This is a genomic window from Ruegeria sp. ABV4_181 (assembly GCF_056158465.1).
In genome coordinates this window covers 2,034,635-2,054,029 of the sequence record NZ_JBSWTI010000002.1, presented here as the reverse complement: position 1 = coordinate 2,054,029, position 19,395 = coordinate 2,034,635, and the positions used below count along the sequence as shown (strand labels likewise).

At 57.3% G+C, this 19,395-nt stretch carries 18 protein-coding genes; 4 read left to right on the top strand and 14 right to left on the bottom strand.

Annotation, left to right across the window (positions count from 1 at the left end; translation table 11 throughout):
• Positions 1–9 precede the first annotated feature (9 nt).
• The 10 genes from ACXAC3_RS10155 to ugpB form a co-directional block, all read right to left on the bottom strand.
• Positions 10–1,002, bottom strand: coding sequence for an ABC transporter ATP-binding protein (locus ACXAC3_RS10155; RefSeq protein WP_475159402.1), 993 nt, complete (start codon positions 1,000–1,002; stop codon positions 10–12).
• The gene (locus tag ACXAC3_RS10150; protein ID WP_475159400.1) at positions 995–2,092 is read right to left on the bottom strand and encodes an ABC transporter ATP-binding protein; all 1,098 of its coding nucleotides are present in this window, start codon (positions 2,090–2,092) and stop codon (positions 995–997) included. The genes ACXAC3_RS10155 and ACXAC3_RS10150 overlap by 8 nt, the downstream gene beginning before the upstream one ends.
• Positions 2,093–2,094: 2 nt before the next feature.
• A complete protein-coding gene (locus ACXAC3_RS10145) occupies positions 2,095–2,283 on the bottom strand; it encodes a hypothetical protein (protein WP_475159399.1) in 189 nt (62 codons plus the stop codon).
• Positions 2,280–3,218: a carbohydrate ABC transporter permease gene (locus ACXAC3_RS10140; protein WP_475159398.1), complete on the bottom strand. Its 939-nt coding sequence runs from the start codon at positions 3,216–3,218 to the stop codon at positions 2,280–2,282. Before ACXAC3_RS10140 ends, ACXAC3_RS10145 begins: the two co-directional genes overlap by 4 nt.
• The gene (locus ACXAC3_RS10135; RefSeq protein WP_475159397.1) at positions 3,215–4,162 is read right to left on the bottom strand and encodes a carbohydrate ABC transporter permease; all 948 of its coding nucleotides are present in this window, start codon (positions 4,160–4,162) and stop codon (positions 3,215–3,217) included. Before ACXAC3_RS10135 ends, ACXAC3_RS10140 begins: the two co-directional genes overlap by 4 nt.
• 79 nt (positions 4,163–4,241) lie before the next feature.
• Positions 4,242–5,561: an ABC transporter substrate-binding protein gene (locus tag ACXAC3_RS10130; RefSeq protein WP_475159395.1), complete on the bottom strand. Its 1,320-nt coding sequence runs from the start codon at positions 5,559–5,561 to the stop codon at positions 4,242–4,244.
• Between the two features lie 278 nt (positions 5,562–5,839).
• Complete coding sequence (gene ugpC, locus ACXAC3_RS10125; RefSeq protein WP_475159394.1) at positions 5,840–6,898, bottom strand: sn-glycerol-3-phosphate ABC transporter ATP-binding protein UgpC; 1,059 nt, start codon at positions 6,896–6,898, stop codon at positions 5,840–5,842.
• Positions 6,899–6,901: 3 nt separating this feature from the next.
• A complete protein-coding gene (gene ugpE / locus ACXAC3_RS10120; RefSeq protein ID WP_475163400.1) occupies positions 6,902–7,738 on the bottom strand; it encodes a sn-glycerol-3-phosphate ABC transporter permease UgpE in 837 nt (278 codons plus the stop codon).
• A gap of 20 nt (positions 7,739–7,758) precedes the next feature.
• Positions 7,759–8,640 (bottom strand): sn-glycerol-3-phosphate ABC transporter permease UgpA, encoded by an 882-nt coding sequence (gene ugpA, locus ACXAC3_RS10115; RefSeq protein WP_475159392.1) that lies wholly within the window; start codon positions 8,638–8,640, stop codon positions 7,759–7,761.
• A 61-nt stretch (positions 8,641–8,701) separates the two neighbouring features.
• A complete protein-coding gene (ugpB, locus tag ACXAC3_RS10110; RefSeq protein WP_475159391.1) occupies positions 8,702–10,012 on the bottom strand; it encodes a sn-glycerol-3-phosphate ABC transporter substrate-binding protein UgpB in 1,311 nt (436 codons plus the stop codon).
• Positions 10,013–10,190: 178 nt separating this feature from the next.
• Between ugpB and ACXAC3_RS10105 the strand changes: the two genes are divergently transcribed.
• Together ACXAC3_RS10105 and ACXAC3_RS10100 are read left to right on the top strand one after the other, a co-directional pair.
• Positions 10,191–11,105 (top strand): LysR substrate-binding domain-containing protein, encoded by a 915-nt coding sequence (locus tag ACXAC3_RS10105; protein ID WP_475159388.1) that lies wholly within the window; start codon positions 10,191–10,193, stop codon positions 11,103–11,105.
• A gap of 278 nt (positions 11,106–11,383) precedes the next feature.
• On the top strand, positions 11,384–13,363 hold the full coding sequence (locus ACXAC3_RS10100; protein WP_475159386.1) for a bifunctional 2',3'-cyclic-nucleotide 2'-phosphodiesterase/3'-nucleotidase: 1,980 nt from the start codon (positions 11,384–11,386) through the stop codon (positions 13,361–13,363).
• A 180-nt stretch (positions 13,364–13,543) separates the two neighbouring features.
• On the opposite strand, the gene ACXAC3_RS10095 is transcribed toward ACXAC3_RS10100, so the two are convergent.
• The 4 genes from ACXAC3_RS10095 to ACXAC3_RS10080 form a co-directional block, all read right to left on the bottom strand.
• Positions 13,544–14,560 carry a GlxA family transcriptional regulator gene (locus ACXAC3_RS10095; protein WP_475159385.1) on the bottom strand — a complete coding sequence of 339 codons (1,017 nt, stop codon included), beginning with the start codon at positions 14,558–14,560 and terminating at the stop codon, positions 13,544–13,546.
• Between the two features lie 71 nt (positions 14,561–14,631).
• Positions 14,632–16,104 carry a Na+/H+ antiporter NhaC gene (gene nhaC, locus ACXAC3_RS10090; RefSeq protein WP_475159384.1) on the bottom strand — a complete coding sequence of 491 codons (1,473 nt, stop codon included), beginning with the start codon at positions 16,102–16,104 and terminating at the stop codon, positions 14,632–14,634.
• A gap of 269 nt (positions 16,105–16,373) precedes the next feature.
• Entirely contained in the window at positions 16,374–16,901 is a 528-nt protein-coding gene (locus ACXAC3_RS10085) for a beta-class carbonic anhydrase (RefSeq protein WP_475159382.1), read from the bottom strand.
• Positions 16,902–16,937: 36 nt separating this feature from the next.
• A complete protein-coding gene (locus ACXAC3_RS10080) occupies positions 16,938–18,044 on the bottom strand; it encodes an NmrA family NAD(P)-binding protein (protein ID WP_475159378.1) in 1,107 nt (368 codons plus the stop codon).
• A gap of 81 nt (positions 18,045–18,125) precedes the next feature.
• Here ACXAC3_RS10080 and ACXAC3_RS10075 point away from each other — a divergent pair, with 81 nt between their 5' ends.
• Positions 18,126–18,797 carry a winged helix-turn-helix transcriptional regulator gene (locus ACXAC3_RS10075; RefSeq protein ID WP_475159376.1) on the top strand — a complete coding sequence of 224 codons (672 nt, stop codon included), beginning with the start codon at positions 18,126–18,128 and terminating at the stop codon, positions 18,795–18,797.
• Between the two features lie 80 nt (positions 18,798–18,877).
• On the top strand, positions 18,878–19,249 hold the full coding sequence (locus ACXAC3_RS10070) for an EthD domain-containing protein (RefSeq protein ID WP_475159374.1): 372 nt from the start codon (positions 18,878–18,880) through the stop codon (positions 19,247–19,249).
• The last annotated feature ends 146 nt before the right edge of the window (positions 19,250–19,395 follow it).

Here is a 19,395-nt window from a genome sequence, read left to right as displayed (position 1 = left end):
TTTTGCTCCTTAATTCACACGCGCGCCGGACGCGTCAAAATACAACGGGTTATGAGGGCGGATTTTGATAACCTTGCCCGCGGGATAATCCTGATGGACATCAATCAGCGTCACGACCGGATGCCCCTGCAGGTCCAGATGCAGCCTTGTCTGATCGCCCAGATGCTCCGCGCGCACGACGCGGGCATCAGTCCCGTCGCCCTGCACGATATTCTCGGGGCGCAGACCGATCTGTGGACCTTTATGAGTGCCTCCGAACAGCCCGGACGGCAGGATGTTAATCCGTGGCAGACCCAACCGGCTGGCGACATACACGCTGCCCGGGTTTTCGTAGATATCGCGCGGCGTGCCGTACTGAACCAGCCGGCCTTCTTCCAGAACGCCGATATGTGTGGCCATAGTCATGGCTTCGATCTGGTCATGCGTCACGTAAAGCAGCGTGGACCCCAAATCCGCCTGAATGCGCTTTAGTTCAATCCTCAAATCTGCCCTGAGCTTGGCGTCCAGAGAACTGAGGGGTTCATCCATCAGAAAAATCTGCGGATCGCGCACCAGCGCCCGGCCAATGGAAACACGCTGCATTTCACCGCCCGAAAGCTCTGTCGCCTTGTTGTCCAGTTTGTGCGGGATTTGAAGGATTTCCGCGACGTCCTTCACCTTTGTCGCGATCTCATCCTCGGGCGTTCTTAGGATCGGAGAGCGAAGCGGAAAGGACAGGTTTTCGCGCACCGTCATGTGCGGATAAAGCGAGTATTGCTGAAATACCATTGCCACATCGCGCTGCGCCGGAGTTTCGCGCCCCACATCGCGACCGTCAATTCGCACCGCCCCCGAATCCAGCCTTTCAAGCCCGGAGATCAGACGCAATGTCGTGGTCTTCCCTGCACCCGTGGGTCCCAGCAGCACGACAAAGGCCCCGTCGGGGATCGTCATCGAAATCCCGTCAACCGCTTGTACGTTGCCGAACGCCTTTGAAATGTTGTCCAAAACGACTTCAGCCATTTTCCAGCACCTCGCTGTTGAGCAATGACCGCAAGGCGCGCCCCGACGACTGATCGAACAACGTCACCGCCGAGGACCGGAACTTAAGTCCAACGGTCTCTCCGGGGTTGACGGTTTCACGCGCATCGACCCGGGCCTTCAGTTCGCCGTTGGGGCTTTGCAGCGTTACGATCTGGGTTGTACCTAGATATTCCGCCGCAACAACTTTTGCGCGGTAATCGCTGTCATTCGACAAAAAGACGTGCTCGGGGCGCACACCGAAAACCAATTCGCCTTCGGCCCCTTCCATGAGTTTCGGCACGGTTTCGTCATGGCCGTTCAGGCGCACCTTTTCCGAACCGGGCGCCACCTTGCCGCTGAACGGCAGAAAGTTCATCGAAGGGGAGCCAATGAAATCCGCGACAAACATCGTCGCGGGCTTGTCATAGATTTCCTGCGGGGTTCCGAACTGCTCGATCACGGCGTTGTTCATCACTACGATCTTGTCGCCCATTTGCATGGCTTCCAGCTGATCATGTGTGACGTAAACGGTCGTCGCGCCCATCCGGTCGTGAAGCGCCCGCAACTCTTCAGCCATGTGTTCGCGGAATTCGGCATCCAGCGCGCCCAGCGGCTCGTCCATCATGAATGCTTTGGGTTCGCGCACAATCGCGCGCCCCAGCGCGACACGTTGCCGGTCCCCCCCGGACAGACCGCCGACAGGGCTGTCCAGGATATCCCGGATGCCCAGTATTCCCGCGACCTCTTCGACCTTTGCCTTTACAGCCGCGCGCGGCATCCCCTGCGAGACCAGCGGGTAGCTGATGTTCTTGCGCACATTCATATGCGGATAGAGCGCAAACATTTGAAAAACAAAAGCGATGTCCCGTTCGGACGGGGGTTTCTGGCTGATCTCCTCTCCGTCCAGGTAGATCTCGCCGGACGTCGGCAATTCCAGCCCCGCGATCATGCGCAACGTTGTCGTCTTGCCGCATCCGGACGGCCCCAGCAGCATAAAGAACTCACCGTCCTCGATCGTGAACGAGCTTTCGCGGACGGCCGTGAAATCGCCGAACATCTTCTTGACGTTTTTGACTACGATCTGGGCCATTTCTACTCCGGGAAATGGCTGACGATAATGAACATGACCGTTCCGATCAGCGTGACGATGAAGGAATACGTAAAGGCCCACAGGACAAACGGTTGCATCAGCATAAAGACCCCGACCGCGATCAGGATGGTTGCGATCATCTCCCATGGGCCACGGCGAAATCGGATCAGGCCAGTCAGAAAGTCGCTCATTTGCGCACCGCTCCGAATGTGATCCCGCGCAACAGATGTTTGCGCATCAGGATGGTGAAAATCATGACCGGGATCAGGAACAGCGTCGCACCGGCGGCCACTGCGGGCCAGTCAAGCCCGCCGATCCCGATGATAGTTGGGATGAACGGCGGCGCCGTTTGCGCAGTCGCCGATGTCAGCAGCACGGCAAAGGCGTATTCGTTCCATGCGAAGATAAGGCAGAAGATCGCAGTGGACGCTATGCCCGTGGCCGCCTGCGGCAACACCACCTTGTAGAATGCCTGAAACCGGGTGTAGCCGTCGATCAGCGCCGCCTCTTCGTATTCGCGCGGTATCTCGTCGATGAACCCCTTCAGAAGCCACACTGCCAGCGAGATATTCACTCCGGTATAAAGCAGGATCATTCCCAGATGCGTGTCGCTGAGGCCGAGGTTCCTGAACATCAGGAAGATCGGAATTGCCACCGCCACCGGCGGCATCATGCGCGTGCTAAGGATGAAAAACAGCAGATCATCCTTGAGGGGCACTTTGAACCGGCTGAACGCATAAGCCGCCAGCGTGCCCAGGAAAATACTCAGGAACGTCGATCCGAACCCGATGATCACCGAATTCATGAATCGTTCGCCAAACTTGGACGGGCCGACAATCACCATGTCGTACTGCCGGACGATTTCGTCGGCCCAGTTTTGCGGCGGGTTGGCCTCCAGAAACTCCTGCGTCTGGCGGGTTCTGGTTGTGAACAGGTTTACGTAACCTTCCAGCGTTGGATCAAAGACGACCTTGGGCGGATAGCTGATGGCGTCCGCCGGCGACTTGAACCCTGTCAGCAGAATCCAGACCAACGGGATCATGGTGATCAGCGCGTAAGAGATGACCAGAATGCCGGCGATCCACTTGGACCGGTTGGTGGGTTCGGTGACGGAAAAGCTGCTCATCTCTGTTTCACCTTGTTCAGGGCTTTGACGTAGATCGACGCAAGGCCGAACACGGTGACAAAAAGGATGATTGCATAGGCTGACGCGTAGCCGGTTCGCCATTTCTCGAAGGCTTCGCGTTTCAGATTGATCGAAGTCAGTTCAGTTGTTGAACCGGGTCCGCCGCCGGTCAGTTGCACCACCAGATCGAACATCTTGAAGTTTTCGATCCCCCGGAAAAGAACCGCCAGCATCAGGAACGGCAGCACCATCGGAATCGTAATGGTGAAGAATTGCCGGATCTTGCTGGCCCGGTCGATCTCGGCGGCCTCATAGATGTAATCCGGGATGCTGCGCAGTCCGGCCAGACAGATCAGCATCACGAACGGCGTCCACATCCAGGTGTCCACGATCACGATCGACCATGGCGCCAGCTGAACCGAACCCAGCATCTCAAAGCTCGACGGGTCCTTACCCGTGAACCATGAGACAATATAGTTGAACAGCCCGATCTGCGGTTGATACAGGAACTTCCAGAAATTTCCGACCACCGCCGGGGACAACATCATCGGTAGGACGATGATCGTGGTCCACAGATCGTTGCCTTTGAATTTTCTGTTGATCAGCCACGCCAGCGTGAATCCGATCAGGACCTGGAAAAAGATCGTCCAGAACAGGAAATGTGCCGTGGCCTGCATGTTCAGCCAGGTATCGGAGTTTGTCAGGATGCGCTCGTAATTCCGGAACCCCACATCCTTGACCTCGCGCCCGATCCGGTTGGCCTTGTAGTTGGTGAAACTCAGCTGGATGGTCCAGATCAGCGGAAAGATATTGATTGCAAGCAACAGGAAGATTGTTGGCGAAATGAATATCCAGGCGATCGCGCGATCGGACAGCCCCCGAATTTTTCGCGCAACTCGCTCGGGCGTTGCCTGTGCAACGCGATCTATCGTCCGGTCAGACATATCTTTACCAGTTCTTGTCGGTTGCGAACTCACGGTCGAAGCCAGAGCGGGCAGAGCCCGCTCTTGCCCTGTTTCCGGGTTACAGCTTGCCTTCGTCTTCGAAGACTTCGGTCCAGTCCTCGATCAGAAGATCAAGCGCTTCCTGCGCTGTGCCCTGATCGGCGACAACATAGTCGTGGACACGCTTTTGCATCGCCAGCAGCAGTTCTGCATAAGCCGGTTCCTGCCAGAAATCCTTGACGTCATTCATCGCCAGCAGGAAGTCCCCGGCAAACGGCGCGCTTTCGACAAAGCCCGGGTCCTGCAACACCGAGTTATGCGCCGAGTATCCGCCCAGTTCCCACCACTTGGCCTGCACTTGGGGCTGCGCGAACCACTTGATGTATTCCAGTGCCGCATCCTGCTTGTCCGAATAGCTGACCACCGAAATACCCTGACCGCCCAGCGTCGATCCTGCAACGTTCTGCGGCGGGTTCACGAAAAAGTCGATCTTGTCGCCACCGGTATTGGGATCGGCATAAAGGCCCGGGAAAAACGCAAACCAGTTCATCGCCATGGCGACCTGACCCGATTTAAAGGCGTCCAGACTCTCACCCATATAAGAGTTGGTGTAACCCGGTGGTGTCGCGGTTTTGTAGAACTCCTTGTAGAACTCCAGCGCCTCCACCGCCTCGGGCGAATTCACGGCACCTTCCATGTCATAAGAGCCCGGCGTGTTCTCATATTTGAACCCCCACGGATACAGCGCCCCGGTCACCCCCATGGTGATCCCTTCCGAGCCACGCTCGGTAAAAATCGCCGCGCCATAGACGGTCTTGCCGTCAATCTCACGGCCCTGGAAGAATTGCGCGATCTGCAAAAGTTCCTTCTGGGATTCAGGCTCTCTCAGGTCCTGCCCGGTCGCGTCCTTGTACGCTGCCTGAATCTCGGGGTTTTCGAACCAGTCCTTGCGATAGAACCACCCGTTCGCATCCCCCATCGCCGGAAGCGCGTAATAGTTCGGCGTGCCCTTCGGCCAGGTCGAATAGGCGTACACCGTGGCCGGGGCGAAATCATCCATACTGATGCCTTCGGAATCGAAGAAATCATTCAGCTTGACGTAATGACCGTTTTCAGCCCCGCCGCCGATCCACTGGCTGTCTCCAATCAAAAGATCGCAGAGCTTTCCCCCGGAATTCAGCTCGTTCAGCATCCGGTCCGCAAAATTCGGCCACGGCACGAATTCAAAGTTCATTGTGTGGCCCGACTCGGCCTCGAATTCCTTTGAAAGTTCGACGAGCGCGTTCGCCGGGTCCCATGCCGCCCAACACAATGTCAGGTCTTCGGCTTTTGCCGTTGTAGAAAGAGTAGTAGCGGCAAAGACTAATGCGCTGGCCGAAGCCAGTTTTAGGTAAGTCATCCATTCCTCCCTTTTTTGCGCCGAGAAATCGAGGATGTGCGAATCGCGGCATACCCCCAAGGCTATTTGAGGTGCGTACCTCAAGTCCAGTGATTTTTGAGGTTCGTACCTCAAGCCAACCTAACGCTGACAGCTTCTTCACTTACTTCATTGTTTTTGTTTACTTTCCGGGTTCGCTGGAAGTTTTCCCTTTTGGACAACACCTCAGCGCAGAAATTCGGCATCAGCCTTGCAAGCGAACCACCCGGACAACCGAACCTCGTCGGGCCACCTTGTCCCTATTGGTCTTCCAGCCGGTTTCCGGACGCGGAGTCGAAAAGGTGCATGTGCCCCGGAGAGATCGCGAACCGCATGTTCGGGTGCCGGCCTTCGATGGGGTGAACACCTGGCAGGCTGATGGTGATTGCGTGGCTACCGCCGGTAAGGTGACCGTGCAAAAGCGTGTTTGCTCCCAAAGGCTCGGCCATCTGAACCTCGACCGCAAACGGGCCGTTTTCATCCGACACCAGATGCTCTGGTCGAACACCCAGCATTAACGGCATGTCCGCACCCTGCGATGGCCCAACTTCGATGTCCCCAAGCCGGATTACCCCGCCCTCACGCCGTGCTTCAAAAACATTCATCGCGGGGCTGCCGATGAACTGGGCGGCAAACAGGGTTCTCGGCGTTTCGTAAACTTCCAGCGGGGTGCCGATCTGTTCGGCGACGCCGCCGTTCATCACGATCATCCGGTCTGCCATTGTCATCGCTTCGACCTGATCGTGCGTCACGTAAAGCGACGTGATCCCCAGTTTCTCCTGCAATTCGCGGATTTCCAGCCGCATTTGAACGCGCAGCTTGGCATCTAGGTTCGAAAGCGGTTCATCAAACAGAAATACCGCAGGTTCGCGGACGATGGCGCGGCCCATCGCAACCCTCTGACGTTGGCCGCCGGACAATTGTCTGGGCTTGCGATCCAGCAGCGGCTCAAGTTGCAAGAGCCTTGCGGCCTCTGTCACCTTCTGGTCGATCTGATCCCGTGGCAGGCCCGCGATCTTCAGGCCATACCCCATGTTCTGACGCACAGACATATGGGGATAGAGCGCATAGTTCTGGAACACCATCGCGATATCGCGGTCCATCGGTTCCTTTTCGTTTGCCCTGTCATTGCCGATCCGGATTTCACCAGCCGTCACCGTTTCCAGCCCTGCCACCATCCGCAGCAGGGTGGACTTTCCGCAGCCAGACGGGCCGACGATCACGATAAATTCCCCATCGGCGATGTCGACATCGATCCCGTGAATGACGTCCGTCGGACCAAAGCTTTTTTTGACATTCTCAAGGGATACAGTTGCCATTTCTTACTTCTCGCTATCGACAAGGCCGCGGACAAAGAGCTTTTGCATCGAAACCACCACGATGACAGGCGGGATCATCGCCAGAATGGACGTCGCCATGATCGTTGGCCAATGCGCAAAGTCATCACCGGACGGGAACATCTGTTTGATGCCCATCACGATGGTGTTCATTTCAGGATCGGTGGTGATCAGAAGCGGCCAGAGGTATTGGTTCCATCCATAGATAAACAGGATCACGAACAGCGCCGCGATGTTGGTCCGGCTCATCGGCACCACGATATCGATGAAGAACCGCATCGGGCGGGCTCCGTCTACACGAGCCGCCTCGGCCAGTTCATCCGGGATCGTCAGAAAAAACTGGCGAAACAGGAAAGTTGCCGTGGCCGAAGCGATCAGCGGGAAGATCAGCCCGTAATAGCTGTTGAGCATGCCAAACCCGGCCACAACCTCGAAGGTCGGGACAATCCGGACTTCGACCGGCAGCATCAGGGTCAGAAAGATCAGCCAGAAAAATGTCGAGCGTCCGGGGAACCGGAAATAGACAATCGCAAATGCCGACAGAAGCGAAATGATGATTTTGCCGACCGCAATGCCAATGGCCATCACGAGGCTGTTGAACAGCATCGTTGCCACAGGCACGTTTACGCCGGAAAACAACGCTGCCTTGTAGTTCACCCAGAACTGATCGCCCGGCACGACGGGCATGGGCGGTGAGACGATATCGGCTTGCGTGACGGTCGAGGCGACGAAGGCCAGCCAAATGGGAAAGAAGATGATCAGAACGCCCAGGATCATGAAGGCGTGGGTCAGCCAGATGCCCGCGCCGCGTTTTTCGACCATTCCGTGTTGTTGGGCAGCCATCAGTAATGCACCCTCTTTTCCACGTATTTGAACTGAATGACGGTCAGCAGGCCAACCACGATCAGCAGGATCACGGACTGCGCCGAGGACGACCCCAGATCCTGTCCAACGAACCCGTCCGAGAAGACCTTGTAGACAAGGATTGTCGTCGCTTGCTGCGGCCCGCCGCCGGTGATCGTGTGGATCACGCCAAAAGTTTCGAAAAAGGCATAGACCACGTTCACGACCAGCAGGAAGAACGCGGTCGGCGACAGCAGCGGCAACACTATAGTGAAGAACCGGCGCCAGAATCGCGCCCCGTCGATGGCGGCGGCCTCGATCACGGATCTCGGTACAGATTGAAGGGCGGCGAAAAAGAACAGGAAGTTATAGCTGATCCGCCCCCAAGCCGAAGCAACAACCACCAGTCCCATGGCTTCGGCGTCGTTCAGGACATGGTTCCAGTCATATCCCAGTTGCCCGAGATACCAGGATACGACACCAACCCGGGTGTTGAACATGAACAACCACAGGACACCAGCCACGGCCGGGGCAACGGCGTAGGGCCAGATCAGCAGGGTTCGGTAAACGCCAGAGCCTTTGATCAACCGGTCTGCGATAACGGCCAGAAACAACGCCGGTATCATCGAACAGAGCGTCACCAGCGTCGAGAACACCGCCGTTGTCACGAAAGACGCGCGGTAGAACTTGTCGCTCAGCAAAAACTCGAAGTTACCCAGACCCACGAATTGCGAGGACAGGCCAAAGGGATCGGGAATGAACAGCGACTGCCACACCGCCTGCCCGGCCGGGTAGAAAAAGAAGACAGCCGAAATGATAACCTGCGGAGCGATCAGCGCAAGCGGCAACAGCCAGCCGCGAAAGGTGACGCGTTTTTCCATCCCGGTGTTCCAGTCGCAAAAGTAAATGCGGACCCGTGGGGGCCCGCACCGGTTTCAAGATTTACTGGTTTGCGGATTCAAACCGACGCAACAGCGCATCCCCGCGCTCCTTGGCGCTGTCCATCGCTTCCTGAGCGGTCTTTTCACCCGCCCAGACGGCCTCAAGCTCTTCGTCGATGATGCCGCGGATCTGGTCGAACGACCCCAGGCGCAGACCTTTCGAGTTTGCGGTCGGCTCCTTTGCGGTCATTTGAATGACAGCAATGTCGGTGCCCGGGTTTTCGTCGTAAAAGCCCGCGGCACGTGTGGCTTCTCCGGCTTCGGACGTGATCGGAAGGTATCCGGTGTTCTGGTGCCACGACGCCTGAACATCCGACGAGGACAGGAAGCTCAGGAATTCGCCGACGCCCTTGTAAGCCTCGGGATCGTGCCCTTCCATGACCCAGAGAGAGGCACCGCCGATGATGGTGTTCTGTGGTTCGCTGACGACGGCTTCCCAATAAGGCAGCGGGCGTACGTCAAACTCGAACTCGGCCTCGGAACTGATGCCCGCGTATCCCGCCGAACTTTCGGTGAACAGAGCGCATTCCCCGGCCCTGAAGTTCGCGCCGCCCTCGTTCCTGCGGCCGGTATAGATGAACTTGCCATCCTTGGCCCAATCCCCCATGGCGCTCAGATGCGCGACCTGCGCGGGACCGTTCAGCATCAGCTCGGTATCCAGGCCACCAAACCCGTTGTCCTGCGACGCAAAGGGAACGTCATGATAGGCCGAGAAGTTCTCAAGGTGAATCCAGCTCTGCCATGCGGTGACCAGCGGGCAGTCTTCCCCGCCTGCCTTTAGCTGCTCCAGCACGTCACCCACTTTCTCCCATGTCGAAAGATCCGTGTCGGGGTCGACACCCGCCGCCGTCATCGCGTCGCGGTTGACCCACAATACCGGCGTTGAGGAGTTGAATGGAAGCGAGAGCATTTCCCCTTCGGGGGTCGTATAATACCCTTTGACCGACCCGATATAGGCATCCGGATCGAAAGAAGCGCCGCTTTCGCCCATCACTTCGTAAACCGGCTTGATCGCGCCCTTGGCCGACATCATCGTCGCGGTACCGACCTCAAACACCATCAGGATATGAGGCTGTTCGCCCGCCCGGAATGCCGCAATCCCGGCGTTCAGCGTTTCAGAATAGTTACCCTTGTGGCTTTCAACCACGACAAATTCATCCTGACTTGCGTTGAACTCTTCGACCTGGGCCTTCACAAGCTCACCCAGACGGCCGGTAAAAGCGTGCCAGAACTGAACTTCGGTTTGCGCCATTGCCGCCACAGGGGACAAGATGGTCGAAACGGCGAGCGCGCCGAGTAATTGCTTTTTCATGGTTCCTCCCACGCATCAAAATTGATGCTTTGTTAGCATCGCACGCATGATGCATACGGTGCGCTTGATTACGTTACGACGTTACCGCCAACAGAATATAATTCAAGACCTGTTTATTGATCAAAAACATAACATGGTGTTATATCACTCACCGGACTGAAAGCGGACTGGATCGGCAATGAGTCAAACCTTGAGGATCAGACAGCTTGAAGCCCTGATGGCCGTTACCACGAATGGTTCGGTCACCGCTGCGGCGGCCGATCTTGGCGTCAGCCAACCCGCAGTCAGCCGGCTTCTTTCCGATCTTGAGAAATCACTTGGGTTTCAGCTTTTCGATCGTCGCGAGGGACGCTTGGTCCCGACCCAGGAGGTCCGGTATCTGCAACCCAGCGTCGAACGTGTATTGGAGTTGATGAAGCAGATTTCCGACACCAGCCAGGACATCACTCAACGAAAGGCGGGGCATATCCGCGTTGCCTGCCTGCCGGGATTTGCGACCAGCCATCTGCCCAGCGTTATCGCCGATTTTCTAAAGGAACGTCCTGGCGTCACCATGACGATCGAACCGGACCGGCCCGAACGCATCCTGGAATGGATGATGGGCGAGCAGTATGATTTCGGGATCACCGACGGCTTCAACGGCCACCCCGCTGTGGAAAGCAGAAATGTGGACGTCCGGACGGTTTGCGTGTTCCCCGCAGGCTACCATCTGGAAGACAAGGCCGAGATCACCCCTGCGGACCTTGCAGGCGAAAAGATCATTCACACCAGGCGCGACAGCGATTTTTTCGGGCGGCTGTCCCGGGTGTTTCAAAATGCAAAAGTGGCACTGAATTCTCATATTGAAGTGCGCCAGTTCACTGCGGCATGTGAACTGTCCCTGAAAGGGGTCGGCGTCTCGGTCGTGAGCGAGTTGGACGCCGTCCAGTTCACCGAACAGGGGCTGATCTACCGGCCGTTCACGCCCGCGCTGCCGCATACGCTGTCGCTGGTCAGGCCGGTTCTGAAACAACCGTCGCTGGTGACACTGGAGTTCATTGAGTTGTTCAGCGAAAGCCTGCGCCCTTTCATGTCGGACCCCGGCAGCACCTGACAGGCCCGGCATGCCGTTACGCGGCACTTCTGTTCTGCAATAGGCAAAGAGTTGCCGCAGGGGTCGGAAGTTGAACTCTGACCAAGTCCGCAATCCGTTGCCAATTCACAGATTTATCTGATCTTAGCATCGCGCTTTACTGGCACTGCCAATTCGGGGCACAGTGATTGAGAAGCCCACCCCGGATCGACGCGAGAGATGCGGCAGCAAGCGGAGTCATACTCTTGTTGCGACCAGCATTCAAAAGACGCGTTGATCAATAAATCGAAAGGTGTTCCATGCTGCCCTCCAACCGAATAAAGCTTTCTCGTCGCCATTTCCTTGCCACCACGACGGCCGGCGCCGCTGCTGTTGTCCTGCACCCGTTTTCCGCTGCGGCAGCCGACAATCAGGCGCATCTGAGGATCATGGAGACCACTGACATCCACGTTCACGTGTTCCCTTACGACTATTACGCAGACAAACCGCGCGATACCGTCGGCCTGTCGCGCACAGCGTCGATCATCAACGAGATCCGCGCCGAGGCAACCAATTCCCTGCTTGTCGACAATGGCGACTTTTTGCAGGGCAACCCGATGGGGGACTACATTGCGTATGAGCGTGGCATGAAGGACGGCGACAGCCACCCGATCATCACTGCCTTCAATACCATCGGCTATGACGCCGCCACGCTTGGCAACCATGAGTTTAACTATGGCCTGGGTTTTCTTGAGAAAGCGCTGGCCGGGGCAGATTTCCCCCTGGTGCTGGCCAATGTCGCGAAAGAAACCGGAGCCAGCCCGCGCGATGACAAGACGCTGGTCCAGCCCTACACCATTCTTGAGCGCGACATCGAAATGGGTGACGGCACCAAACACCCGATCAAGATCGGCGTCATCGGCTTCACCCCGCCGCAGATCATGAACTGGGACCGCAAGCATCTGGAAGGCAATGTTCAGGCCCGCGACATCGTTGAAACGGCGCAGGCTTACGTCCCCGAAATGAAAGAACAGGGCTGCGATCTGATCATTGCCCTGTCGCATTCGGGGATTGGTGCCGCAGATCACGAAGACGGGATGGAAAACGCGTCGGTTGTTTTGGCCGGCGTTGACGGGATTGACGCGCTGGTGACCGGTCACAATCACCTTGTGTTCCCGTCCCCGACCTTTGCCGATCAACCGGGTATTGACGTGGAAAAAGGCACCTTGCTGGGCAAACCCGCTGTGATGGGTGGGTTCTGGGGGTCGCATCTGGGCCTGCTGGACCTGTTGCTTGAACGGGACGGGAATGAATGGCGTGTCGTCACGACCACGTCCGAAGCGCGTCCAATTTCAAAGCGAAACGAAGACCGTTCGATCACGGCGCTGGTCGCAGACGACCAGAAGGTTCTGGATTCGGTAGCCACGGATCATGACGAAACCCTGGCCTATGTGCGCCGCGCGGTTGGAAAGACGTCGGCCCCGCTGCACAGTTACTTCGCCCTTGTCGCCGATGACCCGTCGGTGCAGATCGTTTCGATTGCGCAGAAATGGTATGTCGCGGAAATGATGAAAGGCACCGAGCATGAGGGCCTTCCGATCTTGTCGGCGGCAGCGCCGTTCAAGGCGGGCGGTCGCGGCGGTCCGGACTATTACACCGATGTTCCGGTGGGGGACGTTGCCATCAAGAACGTGGCCGACCTGTACCTGTACCCGAACACGGTCCGCGCGGTGCGGGTAAACGGCGCTCAGGTGCGGGGATGGCTTGAACGGTCCGCCGGCATGTTCAATCAGATCGAAGCCGGGTCTCAAGATGCCGTTTTGCTGAACCCGTCCTTCCCCTCCTACAATTTCGACGTCATGGACGGGGTGACCTATCAGATCGACCTGTCCCAACCTTCACGCTTCGGTCCGGACGGCGAGGAAGCGAACCCTGATGCGGCAAGGATCGTCAATCTTGAGTTCGATGGCGTTCCGGTCACCGACGACATGGAGTTCATCATCGCCACCAACAACTACCGCGCGTCGGGCGGCGGGTCTTTCCCCGGCGCATTGGGCGACACGGTGGTATTTGAAGCGCCTGATACCAATCGCGACGTGATCGTTCGCTATATTGTCGAACAGGGGACGATTGATCCCAAGGCAGATGCGAACTGGTCCTTTGCGCCGCTGGGTGACACAACCGTTCTGTTCGAAACCGGACCCAAAGCCCGCGACTATATGCAGGACGTCAATGGCGTCTCTATTGAAGACGCAGGGGAAGGTGCAGACGGGTTTGCCGCATTCCGTATACGATTGTAAGGCACCCTACAGAGCATAACGCAGGCGACCTTTTTGGTCGCCTGCTCAGACGTTTAACTGAGGTTCTTGAGGTGTTTTTGTTAGCGCACGGGTATCGGTAGGCAGACTTCACCGGCCGGAAGCAGCGCGAATTTTGCGCATGTACCGGGGTTCGGGAGTGCACCTGCCGCCAAGGCTGGTCTAGCCGTTTTTCTCGGACCACCCGCGCCTGAAGGACGTGGGCGACTCGCCATATCGTTTCTTGAAGCGCGTCGTAAGCTGCGTCGCGCTGCCAAATCCGGTGGCGGCCGCGATTTCAGCGACGGTCAGCTCTGTTTCGCTGAGCAGCGCATAGGCCCTCTCAACCCGCAGTTCGATGTAAAACTGGACCGGAGAAACCTCGACATATTTCTGAAACAACCGTTCCAGCTGACGGCGAGAAATGCTTACGGTGTCAGCAATATCTGAGATTTCCAGCGGGTCCTCCAGATGTTCGTGCATGATCTGGATCGCGTTGATCAGGTATTGATTCCGGCTGCCCAGGGCCACAGACAGGGCGGATTTCTGAAGTGTCTTTCTGTTGTTCGACCGGAAATGGATGCACATGTCCGAGACAATGATTGCAAGGTCTTTTCCAAAGTCGGATTCAATCATGTCCAGCATCATGTCGGTGGCCGCATTGCCACCGCCGCAGGTCATCAGGTCATTGTCTATCTCGTACAGGTTCGCTGACGGCTCCAGCCCGTCGAAATGTTCGACAAAGGCGGGGTGGTTTTCCCAATGCAGCGTGAATTTCTTTCCGGACAGTGCCCCTGCCTTCGCAAGTGCGAATGCGCCGGTGCAAATCCCGCCCAGCTTGCAGCCAAACGCCCTTTGGCGGCTGATCCACGACAGAACCTTGGCATTGGTGCTTTCCGCAGGCTCGATCCCCGAGCAGACGAACATCCGGGACGTTCGCGGCAGGTTTTGCAGGGGAAAATCGGGCGTGATCTGGATACCGTTGGAACACAGAACGGAGTTTCCGTCCTCGGTGATCAGGAACCACTTGTAGAGTTCCTTGTTGGTGACCTGATTGGCGATCCTGAGCGGCTCGACCGCGGCGCTGAAGGCAAGCATGGTCAGTTTCGGCAAAAGCAGGAAAAAGATCTCTTTTGCCGCCCCGTCGTAATCAATGCGAAAGCTGGCCGCCCCTTTGGGGATAAAGTTCCTCGGGTTCATTTCCGTCGCCTCCCAGTACGCACCAAGATGGATGAAAGGCACCAACACCCGCAGGTGTTGGTGCAGGTTTGTCAGGCGTTCAATTGCGCAACAGGCTCTCCGCTAGCCTCCCACAGGCGGACCTCCTCCTCGCTCGCCTTCGGCGAAAAGAGCCCTGTCATGGCGTAAAAGATACCGATAACCGGCGACAGCCAGCAAGCGAAAGCCAGCGGGATGTACAGCAGGTTTTCAAAGTTGCCATCCGCAATGCCCAGCCCCAGAGCCGTGATCACAAAGGCACCGCCTGCGTTCCAGGGGATCAGGGGGGACACCAGTGTTCCGCCTTCCTCGACCGCGCGCGACAGGTTCAGCGGCGAATATCCCATTGCACGATACACCGGCGCGTACATACGCCCCGGCAGAGCGATGGACAGGTACGGGTCGCCGGCAACGGTGTTTGTCGCAACCGAGGTCAAAATGGCCGAGGTCTGGATGCCGGCAAATGTTTTCACCTTCGAAATGACGACCTTGATGATCGCCTGCAGACAGCCCACACGCTCCAGCGCGCCACCGAACCCCAACGCCAGCAGAACCAGAGAGATCGTCCACATCATCGACTGAATGCCGCCCCGGTTCAGCAGCGGGTCGATCTCGGGCACACCGGTGTCAATCGAATACCCGCTGTTGGCAAAGGTGAAGGTTTCGTGAAGGCCCGCGCCCTGGCACAGAATGGCCATGATCCCCCCCAGAACGGCACCCGCAAACAGCGACGGGATCGGCGGTTGTTTCATGACCGCCAGCACAATGACCAGAACAGCCGGCAACAGCATGATCGGCGAGATCCAGAAGGCATCATCCAGCGCGGTCGTGATGGCGTGGATACGGTCAAAGGATACCTGCGACGTATCGATCAGGGTAAAGCCGACGACAAAATAGATCACCAGCGCGATCAGCATGGATGGAACCGTTGTCGGCAGCATGTTGCGAATGTGATCGAACAGGTTGGTCCCGGTCACCGCAGGTGCCAGGTTCGTCGTGTCAGACAACGGCGAAATCTTGTCGCCGAAAAACGCGCCGGACACCACGGCCCCTGCAGTCCAGTACATCGGAATACCAAATCCCGCACCAATCCCCATCAGGGCCAGACCCACCGTACCAGTAGTACCCCAAGAGGTGCCCAGTGAGACCGAGACGATCGAACACAGCACCATTCCTGCGGCAAGGAAAAGCTCGGGCGACAGGATCTTGAGCCCGTAATAGATCAGCGTGGGAACCGTGCCGCTGGCAATCCAAACGCCGATGATCATGCCGACCGTGATCAGAATTGAAACAGACGGCAGCGAGATGTTGATGACGTGGAAAACCCCCTCTTCGATACTGGGCCATTTGTGGCCGAGCATTAAGCCAACGATGCCGGTTATCGCGATTCCGAATGCCAGCGGAATATGCGGGGTGAAGTCACCGAAATAGAATAGCTGCAGGCCAAGAACAAACAGCGTCAGCACTATTGGCACAAGCGCCAAAAACAGGCCCGGCTGTCGTATGTTGTCTTCATTTGCGGACATGTAGGTCTCCTCCGTTGGAATGATCCAGAACCGTGATGATCTGCGGAAGAAACCAAAATTTGTGATGCAGGACCGTAGGTCAGTGCGCACATCTTCTTGGAATTTGCGACACGGGCGTGTCGATTTCTGACGACTTGCTCATACCGAGGCCCAGACATGCACCATAGGGCATTGCCGAGAACGGTGCGGGCGAACTGGCCGACGGTAGACCCGGACCGACATGCGCCACCTTCATCCCTCATCGGGACAAAAGACGGCGCATATAACGATTATCTCAGCTTTTGAGGTGCAACGACCTCTTCGAGTGTTCCGGTTTTAACGTCGTAAAGAGCGCCCGATACAAGAATGTGACCCGGCAAGTTCTTTGCGCTGCGCAACCGCGCGATGTCGTCTCGCAGGCTTTCTTCGTGGCTCGAAATTGCCGACCCCGAGACATCGACTCCGATCCCGTCCCTGACGGCCTTTTGAAATCCGGGATCGGCAAACCGTTCCGCGCCGCATTGCGTGTGATGGACAACGATCACTTCGAACGGTCCGGGTGTTTCGCCGTCCATTTTACCAACCATGAAGGCCAGCGTGGCGATCTCTTGGACTACGGATTCGGTAACCCTGCCGCCGTTGTTTCGGATGACAACGGCATCGCCCAGGCCCAGTCCAAGGACATGGGCTGGATCGACACGCGCATCAACGCAGGTCACGATCACGGTCCGCAGTTTGGGCACGATCGGCAGGTCCGAGGCCGCAAAACGATCCGCGAATGCGCGGTTGCGGGCAAACAGAACTTCGGAAATTGACATGATATTTCTCCTTGCGTTGTGACGGATATCAGGCAGTCAGGCTGCCCGTGTTTCGTTGGGTGTGTTTTGGTGCGGGTCATGCGTTTTCAGCCACTCTTGCGTTTCCTGCGCAAACATCGGGCTTTCGATCTGCACATAATCTCTGACCGACTGGACCTTGTTCAGATCAAGCGCGGGCGTCAGCAAGACCTTCGCAAACCCGGCCAGCGCCTTGATGCGCCCGGACAATCCGGCGCGCAGGTCCGGCCGCCCGGCAACCGCGCGGCGTACGATGCTTTCGAACCTCTCCGGGGGCCGCCCGCCCACCCGTTCGACGTGATCTGTCGGCGCATTCACGGCAAAGGCACCCCTACGGTACTCTTCCGCATAGATTGCCAACTGAGAAACGGCTGCTTCGGAATAGTTAGATGGAGGGTGCGCACGCAGCGCTTTGGTCATTAACCTCTCGGAGATGTCGATATATCTGACCCTGCGCCCAAACGCCCGGCCCATGGCGGCAGCAATGTCGTTGGGCGACAGAAGTTCCGGGCCGGTCGGGCGATAGGTCTTGCCCGCGTGGGCCGCCGGATCGACCAATGCGGCGACAACCACTCTGGCAATATCTTCATTGGAGGGTGGCGCGTTTTTCTTTTGGTCACCGGGTCCCAGTGGCATCGTGAACAGGCCAAGATGGGCCGCGTTGTCCAGCACCATCAGGTAGTTGTCCGCGAACCAACCGGGGATTACTGAGGTCACCGTCATATGCGCGGGCATGCGGATCAAGAGATCGGACAAATAGACTTCGCGGGTGAACAGCGAAGGATGATCAACCGCCGACAACCACTGGCCCAGCGTCACCACATGCTCAATTCGCGCTTCATGGGCTGCGGCGGTGAAGACCGCGTTGAAATGCAGGCCGTTCGGAGCGGTCGGCGCGCATTGATAAGCGCGCTGGATACCCGACATGGCCCGTCGCATGTCGGTCAGGGAATATTGATTGCCCGCAAAGACCTCGGCACCGGCCGCTTCCAGCCGATCTGCTCGCGCATCCCGACGCCGTACAAAGGCACGGACCGGAAACCCCTTTTTCAGCAACTGGAGCGTTACCGGAAGACCGGTTTTCCCGGCCGCGCTGGTCACGAGTATCTTTGGATAAGTTGACATCAGGATGCTCCTCATTCAGTGTCGCTTTACTAAATAAAGTGTTCACTTTATTTTTTAAAGTAACAAAATCGTGAGGTTCGAATGGCCAAATCCCGGTCCTACAAATTGCTGTGCCCCATCGCCCGCGCGCTTGATCGGATCGGCGATCGCTGGACGTTGCTGATCCTTCGGGACCTGCATGCCGGTCCGGCCAGATTCTCGGATCTGCAACGCGGGCTGACCGGCATCGCCGCAAACCTGTTGACCGAAAGACTGGTGAAACTGGTAGACGATGGTCTGGTCGTCAAATCAGCCAGCGCGCATGGCGCGTCGGTCTATGAATTGTCCGAGTTGGGTGAGCGGACGTCCGACATCCTGCTTGATCTGGCGATGTTCGGCGCGCGCTTCACCCCGGAACAGGGCTTGGTCACTCCTGGCAACCTGAGAACGGTTGCCACCACACTCGGCGCGGCAGCTAGGCGCGTTGCCGGACCCGAGATGAGTTTCGATGCGGATTTCATCGTAGATGGCGAACACATGCATCTTTGTGTGCACGACGGAAAGGCCAGGATGATTTACGCGCCCTGCCCCAACCCGGATGTCGTTTTTTCCACCGGCTATTCGGACCTGCTTGCCGTTTCCGAAGGTGAAGTCGCCCCGACGGAATTTATGCGTGACCGAAGCCAACTGGAGGTGATGACGCCGGGCAAAGACATGGAATTCATGGACCTCATGAACCGTGTCGTGGGTTTCATGACCGAACACTCACAATAGACCGGACCGGCGTCGATTTGGCCCGGTCGGAAATTCAGATAATACTATCCGCATCCGATCCCTGATAAGTGAAACCTCCGATGATTAAACTGATCATGTGTCTGCGCCGTCGCCCCGACATCAGCCGTGCTGAATTTCAGGATTACTGGCTGAACAAACACGGCCCTTTCTTCCAGAAAAACGCGGCCATCATGCGGTCCAAACGGTATGTGCAAAGTCACACACTGGACAGCCCGCTGAATGACGCGATGCGGGAATCCAGAAATATGCTGCCCGAATTCGATGGCGTGGCAGAGGTCTGGTTTTCTTCAGAAGCCGACCTGATCGAGGCGATGGGCACGACGGAGGTGCAAGAACTAAGCGCCGCGCTTTTGCAGGACGAGGCCAATTTCGTCGATCACACACGCTCATCCGCGTTCATCGTGAAGGAACATGAACTCCCGACCCCGTGAACGGCGCTGCGGTCTATGGATAGGTTTAGGTGCATCGCCTGATCAGCGCGGCCTTCCAATCGGAACGATCCCGATACTGCGCCACCACATTCTAGACCGCATGTTCTGATCAAAATCTGCACAACTCGCGCAGGGTAAGTGCGCAA